This window comes from Streptococcus mitis, from assembly GCF_003942775.1.
GTDB classification, from domain to species: domain Bacteria; phylum Bacillota; class Bacilli; order Lactobacillales; family Streptococcaceae; genus Streptococcus; species Streptococcus mitis_CN.
Genome location: NZ_RJNX01000001.1, coordinates 161825 through 173601 on the forward strand (window position 1 = coordinate 161825; position 11777 = coordinate 173601).

General features: G+C 40.3%; 11 protein-coding genes. All 11 read right to left on the minus strand.

Features of this window, described 5'->3' with window-relative positions:
• Window positions 1–86: 86 nt before the first annotated feature.
• Window positions 87–2633, minus strand: a complete 2547-nt coding sequence (locus D8848_RS00810) for a M1 family metallopeptidase (RefSeq protein ID WP_125442840.1) — start codon at window positions 2631–2633, stop codon at window positions 87–89.
• 120 nt (window positions 2634–2753) lie between these two features.
• Window positions 2754–3194, minus strand: a complete 441-nt coding sequence (locus tag D8848_RS00815) for an ASCH domain-containing protein (RefSeq protein WP_125442841.1) — start codon at window positions 3192–3194, stop codon at window positions 2754–2756.
• Window positions 3191–4039, minus strand: coding sequence for a putative PEP-binding protein (locus tag D8848_RS00820; protein ID WP_125442842.1), 849 nt, complete (start codon window positions 4037–4039; stop codon window positions 3191–3193). Before D8848_RS00820 ends, D8848_RS00815 begins: the two co-directional genes overlap by 4 nt.
• 38 nt (window positions 4040–4077) lie before the next feature.
• A complete protein-coding gene (locus tag D8848_RS00825) occupies window positions 4078–4806 on the minus strand; it encodes a GNAT family N-acetyltransferase (protein WP_125442843.1) in 729 nt (242 codons plus the stop codon).
• Between the two features lie 137 nt (window positions 4807–4943).
• Window positions 4944–5642, minus strand: a complete 699-nt coding sequence (locus tag D8848_RS00830) for a 3-oxoacyl-ACP reductase (protein ID WP_125442844.1) — start codon at window positions 5640–5642, stop codon at window positions 4944–4946.
• Window positions 5635–5871, minus strand: coding sequence for a DUF2829 domain-containing protein (locus D8848_RS00835; RefSeq protein WP_000141924.1), 237 nt, complete (start codon window positions 5869–5871; stop codon window positions 5635–5637). Before D8848_RS00835 ends, D8848_RS00830 begins: the two co-directional genes overlap by 8 nt.
• 101 nt (window positions 5872–5972) lie before the next feature.
• Entirely contained in the window at window positions 5973–6899 is a 927-nt protein-coding gene (locus D8848_RS00840) for an aldo/keto reductase (protein WP_125442845.1), read from the minus strand.
• A gap of 74 nt (window positions 6900–6973) precedes the next feature.
• On the minus strand, window positions 6974–7789 hold the full coding sequence (locus D8848_RS00845; RefSeq protein WP_125442846.1) for a hypothetical protein: 816 nt from the start codon (window positions 7787–7789) through the stop codon (window positions 6974–6976).
• Between the two features lie 3 nt (window positions 7790–7792).
• Window positions 7793–8113, minus strand: a complete 321-nt coding sequence (locus D8848_RS00850) for a PadR family transcriptional regulator (RefSeq protein ID WP_049550886.1) — start codon at window positions 8111–8113, stop codon at window positions 7793–7795.
• A 283-nt stretch (window positions 8114–8396) separates the two neighbouring features.
• A complete protein-coding gene (gene metG / locus D8848_RS00860) occupies window positions 8397–10394 on the minus strand; it encodes a methionine--tRNA ligase (protein ID WP_125442847.1) in 1998 nt (665 codons plus the stop codon).
• A gap of 123 nt (window positions 10395–10517) precedes the next feature.
• Complete coding sequence (locus D8848_RS00865; RefSeq protein ID WP_125442848.1) at window positions 10518–11777, minus strand: ABC transporter permease; 1260 nt, start codon at window positions 11775–11777, stop codon at window positions 10518–10520.

Consider the following 11777-nt stretch of genomic DNA (forward strand, 5'->3'; position numbering starts at 1 on the left):
TCCTTATTAAGACCATTATACCAAATTTGCCTTAAAAAAAACTCAACTCTCTGCATTTTACATGAGATAGCTGAGTTTTATTTTGATTATTTAGTTCCGTATTGAAGAACAACTGCTTCCACTGCAGCTTTTTCGCGGTTAATCAAGTCAACACGCGCTGCAATTTCCTTGATTCCCATGCCGATATTACGGCTAAGAGCAAGATCAGAAAGTTGTGGCTCAAAGAACTCCTTGTATTCCGCCAAGCGTTGTTCTGTCTTAAATACATGAGCAGGAAGGATAACAAAGCTATCAAAGCTCATATCTCCTCCAAGGGCTGCCTTAATCCAAGCCCAGTTTTCACGCGCCCAAGACCATGCTGTTTCCTGAGTTGCTTGATGGCTTAAGAACTGGAAGTACCAAGCAGACAAGTCTTGTGGTTTGACCACAAATTTGTCCTTCCAAGAAGCAATCAAGTTTTGGATATTATCCGCATCTGTACTGTATGCAAGAGCAGCTGCCAACTGGCGTTTAAAGACAGCATCTGTTGCGTGAGTGTAAGTATCAAGATAAAGTGCTAACAAGTCTTTAGTCTCATGATGTTTCATCTCATTGATCAGAACTTGTGAGCGAATAGCTGCTGGAAGTCCTGCAAGATTCTCCTTGTGAGCCGCGAAGATTTGGCTAGCGACTTGACTAGCTTCTGCATCATTTGAGCGAATCATCATAGAAACAGCCAACTGACGAACCAACTCATCCTCATCTGATTCGCCATCTTTAGCTTCAAAACCAAGACGGTCATAGTTGTGACGAGCCAATTTAGCAACCAAGGCTTTGAAGGCTCTTTCAGCTTCTGTTCCTTCATCTATAAAGCGCTCAAGAGCAGATATTACTTGAGAAACAGCTGAAACGACAAGGTAAGATTCTTCTTTAGCGAGTTTATCAAGTACTGGAAGCAAGTCTGCATAAGAAATGTGCCCTGCTTCAGCAAGCAAGCGACGTTCTTGGACGATTTGCAGTTTACTTGTATTATCAAGCTCAACTAGGTCAGCAAGAATAGCATCTAGCAAGTCTCCTTGATAGTCTGTAATGTAGTGAGCTGTATTTTCAGTATTGAGACGAAGAGCTCCTTCATTTTCAGCAAGAAGGGCTGCGTAGCCAGGGATTTCGATGCTTTCAGTTTCGAGTGTATCAGGCAAGCCTTTCCAGTTGCTGTTTAGTGGCACAACCCAGAGACGGTTCTTGTCTTCGTGCTCACCGATGAAGAATTGTTTTTGTGAGATCTTCAAGACATCATTTTCAACTTTGACAGTGAGAACTGGATAACCAGGTTGTTCCAACCAGGAATCCATAAAGGCTGCGACATCACGTCCAGACGCTTGACCAAGAGCATCCCAAAGGTCACGACCAATTGTATTGCTGTATTGGTGTTTTTCAAAGTAGGCATGCAAACCTTTGGCAAAATCGGTATCACCTAGCCAACGACGAAGCATGTGCATAAGACGGCTTCCTTTGGCATAGACGATAGCACCATCAAAGAGCGTATTGATTTCATCTGGGTGTTTGACTTCAACGTGAACAGACTGAACACCATCAGTCGCATCACGTTTCAAGGCAGACGGAACACCACCTGTTTGGAAATCTTCAAAGATATTCCAGCTTGGCTCGATGGCATCCACACAGACGTATTCCATCATGTTAGCAAAGCTTTCATTGAGCCATAGGTCATCCCACCATTTCATAGTAACGAGGTTCCCAAACCATTGGTGAGCCAACTCATGTGCCACAACAAGAGCAACTTGTTGACGGCTAGCAAAAGTTGAGTTCTCATCAACAACTAAGTAAACTTCACGGTAGGTTACAAGACCCCAGTTTTCCATAGCACCTGCTGAGAAGTCAGGAAGAGCGATGTGAAGAGATTGAGGGATTGGATACTTAACTCCGTAATAATCTTCGTAAAACTCGATAGAGCGAACAGCGATGTCCAGTGAGAAATCAAGGTTAGATAGTGGGTGAGCTTTGGTTGAGTAAACACCAACGAGGGTACCGTTTTTAGTTTTAGCCGTCACACCTTGCAAATCACCAGCAACAAAGGCTAACAAGTAAGAAGACATGCGAGGTGTTGTCTCAAACTTCCAGATACCTGTTTCCTTACGGTTTTCAACATCAATCTCAGGCATGTTTGACAAGGCCAATTCACCTTCTGCTTGGTCAAAACGTAGAGAGAGGTCAAAAGTTGCTTTGGCTTCTGGCTCATCCACACATGGGAAGGCTTCACGCGCAAAATGGCTCTCAAATTGAGTAGACAAGACTTCCTTCTTGACTCCATCAACTGTGTAATAAGAAGGGTAAATCCCTGTCATGTTGTCTGTGATTTTTCCTGAGAAAGCAATAACAACTTCAACTTGACCAGCTTCCGCAAGTTCAATATGAAGGGCTTCATTGTCATGGTCAACTGTAAATGGACGAGCTTGACCTGCAACTTCTACAGAAGCGATTTCCAAATCTTTTTGGTGAAGGGAAATACGGTCACTCTGTGCTTGACCACTAATAGTCACCTTTCCTGAAAAAGTCTTGGTCTCACGACTCAAGTCTAAAAATAAATCATAATGTTCAGGAACAAATTGCTTAATAAAATGTTCAACTGCTTGCATAGTTTTCTCCTATCTAAGTTTAAGAGCTAGAGCTCTTCTTCAAACAAACTTATTATATCATGTTTTGCTTAAGAAAAAAGGATTGGACGGTCATTTCCAAAACTTTCTTCCTTCTGCAGTCTAAAGTGGGTAGACCTTGATAAATTCTTCTAAAACAACCTTGCTGTCAGGTGTAAAAGTTAGTCCAGCCTCTCTCATCCACTCTGTGAAAAAGTCTTCATGAACCTGGCGCCAATAGGCTAAAGATTTGTCTCCCTCACCTTCCTTAAAAGCATGATCAGCAGAAACTTGATGAAAGGGCTGAACGGAAACCTTTGTAATTTCGACAATGCAGACAGCCTGATTTTGACTATCTAAAATGACATCGAAGGTCCCTTTTTGTGGAAGAGGTTCGTCTTCTAGTGCGTAGAGATCATAGGCTGAGGCGGTTGCTGTCTTCTCGCCTCTTAGTACCAAATCTGCCAAGAGATCTGCTTCCACTCCAAAAGCCCAGGCATCTATCTCATCTCCAATTGAGGGATTGATTTGCTTGTAGGCATTCCACATTTCTTGCGGTGTCATAGGTTGCTCCTTTGTAATTTTTTACTCACTTCTTTTACACGTTTGAGGTGGTCTGGATGGTCAATCTCTAAATCAAAAATCTCTGGAATAGAACTATAGTGGATAATGCACTTGATACCCATCTGATTCATTTTTTGTATGAAAGAAACATTCAGATAACCTGCCACAGCAAAGTCAGTCTTCTTCATCCTTGCTTTATCCTGCATCTGTTTCAGCATATCTAACATAATGGGACTTTCCATATCATGCCATTGACTATTTCTCACAGTCGCAAAAACAAAGGAAGTCAAATCATTCATTCCAACTATAATCTTTGAAATACCCGTTTCCAGTATTCTGTCCAAGTCAAAATAAGCTGACGGCAATTCAATCATTGTGCCGATTTTCCCAGTAAAACCATGCTCACGCAATACTGTAATAGCTTGCTTTAATTGGTCGGCATCATTAACAAAAGGAAAGATAACAGATAGATTGGGATTGTTTTGATAAACTTCTGTAACGACATTTGCCTCAGCCTGAAATTCATCCAAACACGCCAGTAAACGCCTAGTTCCTCTATAACCAAACAAGGGATGATTTTCATCAAAATACTCTTTAGTTCCCTCTAAACAATTGGCTTCTGTATTCGTTAATTCAGTAAAACGATACCAAACTTCTTGATCTGAGTACAGGGAGCAGATAGTCTCTAGATAATCTTTTACAAATTGCTGACAACTTGCTAATATGATGTTTTGATTAAGCTCTCTCAACAAATATTCCCCACGAATCATGCCGACGTGGTGCAATAGTTGAGGATAAATTTTTTCAAGAATTTTTTCGCCACTAAGGGCAAGTTGATTTCTCATCATTCACCTCGTCTTAAAAGATACAATATCATATATCATTATATGAAGCTTTGCTCTAGTTCAAAAGCTTCATAAGGTTCAACTAACTCATATCCTAAAAATTCTGCTACTTTTTTGGAAGCCTCGTTATGAGCATCCCAAAGTGGAAACATATCTCTATTTAAACTCTCTAGAATCATTGCAGCACCAAGCTTTTTAGCAAATCCATTTCCTTGTTCGTTTGGTCTAGTTGCAACTTCCACTTCAACTGCTCCACGGTAAACTAACCCTGAGGAAATCCCAGCAATCAGTTCATTATTTTTAAGAATCACAAAGCCAAATCCACCTTTTAAAACAAAATCCTGATAGGACTCAAAATCCCCCTGTAAATCTTGTGACCATTCTTCCTCAGAAAAACTGTCATAAATATGATTATCAATAGGCACAATATTGTAACCTTCCTCTATATGAGTAACTAGATTATTTAAAAATTCAACTTGAAAATTTGCCTTATCTTTAAAAGAATAGCGAGTAAAAGAATTTAGCCCCACTTTCCGATGCAGAAAATCTTGCCAATTGGTATTTTCTGAAATAATAATCTTATAATCTAAACCATATTTCCTAACAAAATCTTCCCAAAATCTGGAATCCAACTCCCCTGCTAGGTATAGAAAATTCCCAACGTCATAAAAGCTTGTTGTCCTATCACTGTTTCGGTAGACAGTTCCGATTTGAGATTTAAGACCATAGAGAACCATATTTTTCTTCCATGTTTTAAATAGTTCCATTATTCCCCTACTTCACCTTCCAATTCATTTACAAGGTCTTGTCCAATTCTGGAAATCCTAATAATTCAGACTTAACCTTCAAGACCAATGGCGATGCATTTTCTTCTGTTATCTCTTGAATATCCATCCAACTCCTCCTACTTCAAAGACCAGCCACCATCTATTGTCAGAATTTGACCCTGCATGGCAGAGGCCTTTCCACTGGCCAAAAAGAGACTGACTTCTGCCACTTCTTCTGGCTCAATCCAGCGCTTGATTGGTGTTTCACTCGCCACCCAGTCTGCTAAGCCACCTGGTTCAAAGTCGGCAGCAGTCATACCCGTCTTGACTGCTCCTGGAGCAATTCCAAAGACCTGAATTCCAGCTTCAGCATAGTCTAGAGACAACTGCTTGGTAAATCCAGCCAAAGCATGCTTAGAGGAAGTATAGGCATGACCACCACCGCCTGCTAGGCTAGAAGCGATAGAACACATATTGATAATGATCCCCTTTTTATTTTCCAACATTTGAGTCAAATAGTAGCGAGTCAACTCAACAGGAGTCACATAGTTGATTTCAAAAATTTCTTGAATTTCCTGCGCTGATTGTTCCAATAGGGGTTTATAAGCATCCAACACTCCAGCAGTATTGCACAAAACATCCACCTGAGGACACCAGTCAAAAATAGGCTCTAAATCCAAGGTCAAATCTCTCTGTAAAAAGTGGAAATCACCCTGTAAGAGTGGATTTTCACCTTGGTCAACTCCATAAACTTGATAGCCATTCTCTAAAAAGAGGCGAGCTTGAGCTAGACCGATCCCTGAACTCACTCCCGTAATCAATACGCGTCTAGTCATGCACTTCTACCCAATCTGTCGCCAAAACATCACAAGGTGTCGGGCTCCACATGGAAAAACCTTCTCCTTCTCCAGACACGTTGATTAGGAAATAGGGCGTCACTTCAAGTGCAACCCCATTTTGCTCGATAGTGTCAAAAAGTTGGACATAGTTTTCAGCACCTCCCCAACCAGTTCGTACATATTTTTTCTTATCCTTTAACCCAGGTAGGATCTCTTCAAATGTCATGTTTTTCTCCTTTAATATCAATAATTCTCCCCTTCATTATAACAAAAAAACCGCTTTGAAACGGCTTTTTTGACTGTGATTTATTTAAATCCTGCTTCTACTTACGGCAAATTATTCCCTGCTGCAAGATAAATTTCATACCATTCTTTTCTTGTTAAGCTAAAGTTTGCCGCTTGGCTAACTTCTCTCAAGTGCTTAGGATTTGTTGTACCTACGACTGCCTGCATTTTTGCTGGATAACGCAATATCCAAGAAATGGCAATAGTTGAAGAGGTTACTCCATATTTAGTAGCTAAACGATCAAGTACTTGATTTAAAGCTTGAAATTTCTCATTTCCAACAAAATTCCCTTTAAAATACCCAAATTGTAAGACAGACCATGCTTGAATGACCACATCGTGTAATTTGCAATATTCAAAAATGCTGCCATCTCGCATAGCTGCTTGACTATCTTCCATATTAACATGAAAACCTGATTCGAATCCTGGTGTAAAAGCCGCACTCAATTGTAGCTGATTAACAGCTAACGGCTGCTTGACATCTTTTTTAAGCAACTCCATCATCATAGGATTTTGATTAGAAACTCCAAAATCTCGAACCTTACCTTGATTGTAAAGAAGATCAAAGGCTTCTGCTACTTGATCAGATTCCATCAAAGCATCTGGTCGATGAAGAAGCAAGCTATCTAGATGATCAATCTTCAATCTTTGCAAAATTCCGTCTACAGATTTTATAATATAGTCCTTAGAAAAATCAAAATAGGTAAATTCTTCAATGCGAATGCCACATTTGGACTGAATCCACATCTCTTCTCTTAAATCTGGACGATTTTTTAGGACAAGACCTAACAGTTCTTCACAACGACCACGACCATAAATATCAGCCAAGTCAAAAGCATTGATTCCAACAGACAGTGCTGTTTCTACAAGCTCTTCCACTTCTTTTACAGACTTATCTTTTATTCTCATCATTCCGAGAACAATTTCTGATAATTCTTTGTCATCTTGACCAAAAGTTATGTATCTCATCAAATTTTTCTCCTTTAATTTCTAACATTCTTCCCTTCATTATAACAAAAAACCGCTTTGCAACGGCTTTTTGACTATATTTCACTCCATGTTATCTTCTTAAACCCACGGAAAAAGAGAAAGATACCAATAAAGAGAACAGCTAAAGGAATAATCTTTGTAAGAAAAACATTTGAAATTCCCATCCACTCATAGTAACGAAGCAGAGAGCCTACAACAAGATGGGCAACAATCATACTAACAAATGGACGAAAAATCGGTTCTTTCCAATTCCAAATACTGATGACTAGGGAAATCGTAAAGACAGACAAACTATCCCCGGGAGCAGGAAGATAAAATGCTCCTTCTTGTACAAAACTTCCTATTCCTACATATCCCAGAACAACTAGCAGAACAAGAATCCCAACGACAATGTAAGTGCCAATTTTCATTTTAGGAGAATCTTGAACTAAACACCATCGTAAGATTGTAGCCACAAGTCCAAATCCAATCAGAAAAAGAAGTAGTTGCCCTAAAAACGTGAGCAAATTAACTGTTAAGAGAGGGCCTTTCGAAAAATCGCTTAGTAGTTGATAATAACGTAATACCGCTAGGACAAGAATTGGCGTCAAAAGGGACTCTTTGATAGAACTGCGAGGGGCTTCCTTGAGCATCTCTCTCATTAATTTTTTAGGATTCTTACCTAGATACTCCTCTGCACTCATGCCATCTCGTTCTGCTTCTGTGAAATCTAACATCATCAAATAAATCTGCTCTCTGAGATAGTCCTCATCATAGAGAAATCCAGCAAGATTAAAACTATCCCAGAGCTCCTCAAAATACTTTTGATTCTCCTCAGAAAACTGATGCAACAAAGCGCTTGTTTCTTCATAATACTTCATTTTCGTCATGGTTTACCCTCCATTCTTAATTCCTTCTACTTTTTGACTCAAATCGTCCCATTGTTGCCAAAAGACCGAGACACGCTCTTCTCCTTCTTTGGTTAACGAAAAATACTTCCGATCTGGACCATCTGGCGACTGGCGCATATCGCCTCTTATCCATTGATTTTTTTCTAACTTTTGTAACAAAGGATAAATAGTTCCTGGAACGATAGTGTCAAATCCAGCCTCTCGCAAAGTCTGAACCAACTCATAACCATATCGCTCTTTTTGACCAATCATATCCAAGACACAACCTTCAAGAACACCTTTTAATAGTTGAGTTTCCTTCATCCCTTCCCCCTTCTATCTATTTTGTAATACCTACTAGTAGCTTCATCTATAGTATACTACTTTCATACTAGTTTGTAAAGCATAATAGTTAATACTCTTCGAAAATCTCTTCAAACCACGTCAGCGTCGCCTTGCCGTATGTATGGTTACTGACTTGGTCAGTTCTATCTACAATCTTAAAGCAGTGTCTTGAGCAACTTGCGGCTAGTTTCCTAGTTTGCTCTTTGATTTTCATTGAGTGTAAATAAAAAACAGAACTAGCATGAACTAGTCCTGTCTATTGTTACCCAATTACACTTCCGTTTGGTACAGCTGGATCAACTGTGAGAAGGGTTAATTTTCCATCATGTTCAGCTGATAGGATCATCCCTTGGCTGACATATTTCTTCATCATTTTACGAGGTTTGAGGTTAGCAACGATTTGAACTTTCTTGCCGACCAATTCTTGTTCGTTTGGATAGTATTTTGCAATTCCTGAGAGGATTTGACGATCTTCACCATCACCAGCATCCAAGCGGAATTGAAGCAACTTATCTGAACCTTCTACTTTAGACACTTCTTTGACTTCTGCGACACGGATTTCAACCTTGTCAAAGTCTTCAAACTTGATTTCTTCCTTGTTTAGTTTGAGCTCAACTTCGTCTGGGTTCCACTCTTTTTCGACTACTGGTTTGTTGCCTTCCATTTGTTCCTTGATATAGGCGATTTCTTCTTCCATATCCAGACGTGGGAAGATTGGTGTTCCTTTGGCAACTACAGTTACACCTGCAGGGAAGTCAGCCAAGCTCAAGTTCTCAAGGCTAGCAACTTCTGCTAAACCAAGTTGAGTCAAAACTGCACGACTGGTTTCCATCATAAACGGTTCAATCAAGTGAGCTACAACACGAAGGCTGGCTGCCAAGTGACTCATAACACTTGCTAATTGGTCACGAAGAGCTTCATCCTTGGCCAAGACCCATGGAGCTGTCTCGTCGATGTATTTATTCGTACGTGAAATAAGAGTCCAGACTGCTTCAAGTGCACGTGGGTAGTCAACTGCTTCCATGTGTGTATGGTAGTCTGCGATTGATTGTTCTGCAACCTCAGCAAGAGCATGATCAAACTCTGTCACGCCCTCTACATAGGCTGGAATTTGTCCATCAAAGTACTTGTTAATCATAGAAACAGTACGGTTGAGGAGGTTTCCAAGGTCATTAGCCAATTCATAATTGATACGGCCAACATAGTCTTCCGGAGTAAAGGTTCCGTCTGAACCAACTGGAAGGCTACGCATGAGGTAGTAACGAAGTGGATCTAGTCCATAACGCTCTACCAACATTTCAGGATAGACAACATTCCCTTTAGACTTAGACATCTTACCGTCTTTCATGACAAACCAACCATGACCAATCAAACGTTCTGGCAATTTGATATCCAACATCATAAGAAGGATTGGCCAGTAGATTGAGTGAAAACGAAGGATGTCTTTTCCAACCATATGGAAGACTGTTCCGTTCCAGAACTTGTCAAAGTTAGCGTGTTCGTCTTGACCGTAGCCAAGAGCTGTCACATAGTTGAGTAGAGCATCAAACCAAACATAGACAACGTGTTTTGGATTTGATGGGACTGGTACTCCCCATGTAAAGGTTGTACGAGATACCGCCAAATCCTCCAAACCTGGCTCGATGAAGTTGCGCAGCATTTCATTCAGACGACCATCTGGAGTGATAAATTCAGGATGGGACTTGAAAAATTCGACCAAACGATCTTGGTATTTGCTGAGGCGAAGGAAGTATGATTCTTCAGATACCCATTCCACTTCGTGACCTGATGGAGCGATTCCACCAGTCACATTTCCAGCTTCATCACGGAATACTTCCGCAAGCTGGCTTTCTGTAAAGAATTCCTCATCAGAAACCGAATACCAACCAGAGTATTCACCCAAGTAAATATCATCTTGAGCAAGCAAGCGCTCAAAGACCTGTGCGACAACTTTTTCATGGTAGTCATCAGTTGTACGGATGAATTTATCGTATGAGATATCGAGTAATTGCCAGAGTTCTTTGACTCCAACTGCCATCCCATCAACATAGGCTTGAGGGGTGATTCCAGCTTCTTCTGCTTTTTGTTGAATCTTTTGACCATGCTCATCAAGACCTGTCAAATAAAAGACATCGTAGCCCATCAGGCGTTTGTAACGTGCTAGGACATCACAGGCGATGGTTGTGTAGGCAGATCCGATATGAAGTTTACCAGATGGATAGTAAATCGGTGTTGTAATATAAAAATTCTTTTCAGACATAATTTTTCCTTTCCAGGCAAATGAAACCTGTTTTTCTAACACTTCATTATATCACATTTTTAAGGATTTTCGATAGGGAAATCTATATAAAAACAAGATAGACGAGTGTCCATCTTGTTGATTTTATTCATAACGAAGGGCTTCGATTGGATCAAGTTTCGATGCCTTGTTGGCTGGCAAGACTCCAAAAATCATACCCACGCTAGCCGAAACTGCAAGACTAAATAGGGCAACCGGGATTGACACTCCTACTTCTATACCCGCAATCAAACCTTGCAGTAACAAACCTGCTAAGGCAGTTAAACCACTTGCAATTGTCAAACCAATTAATCCACCTAACAAGGTCAAAATCATGGATTCAATCAAAAACTGGATTAAAATATTGGCACGAGTTGCACCCAAAGCCTTACGGAGACCAATCTCACGGGTACGCTCCGTCACCGAAACCAGCATGATATTCATAACACCAGTCCCTCCAACAAAGAGGGAAATCCCTGCAATGGCACTAATAATCGTAGTTATAAAGCCGAACGTTTGTTGAATTTCGTTGAAGGCTTCTGTTGCATCTGCTACCTGATACTCCCCTTGTTGGAGACCTGAAATCTCGGTCATTCTTCTTGCCAACTCTGGCCCCAAAGTTTGGCTCAAGCTGGTATCGTTAACACGAAAGACAATATTTGAAATCTCGTCTGTGTTAAAATTGACCGCAAGAGAAATATTAGTCGTAATTGGTAGTCCTCCGACTCCAAAGGTTTTTACAGCCTTAGCTTCTTTACTTTCATAGACACCAATAACACGGTAGCTGATTTCATTTACTTCAACAATCTGATTGAGTGCATCTTTTGCTGAACCAAAAAGGCTCTTGGCTAGTTCATCATCTAGGACAATCACACTTGCAAAATCTTTATAATCTTGCTCTCTAAGACCACGACCTTCAATGATTTCATTTTCGACCGCATCCATATAAGTGACATTTCCACCTGTCATGTTAGCGTGTTCGACTTTTTTATCCTTATAGGTTAAGGTAACATTCATCGAGTTGGTTACATAGTAATTATCCACTCCCTTCATTTTAGCTGCCTCCTTGACCCAAGATTCTTGCGGTTTTGGTGGTTCCACAGGAACTTCCTCTTCTTTTCCAGAAACCGTAAAAGCTGATTGTTTCTGAGTAAAAGATCCATCTTTACTTTTTTTAGAAGAGAAAAAGACACTGATATTTTTCTGAGATTTGGTCATGTTTTTATTGAGTTGTCGAGACATGGAATCCCCCAGAGCCATAATTACAACAACTGAGGAAACACCGATAACAATCCCAATCATAGTGAGAAAAGAGCGCATCTTGTGGGCCATGATAGATGAAAAGGCAAATTTCAGATTCTGCAT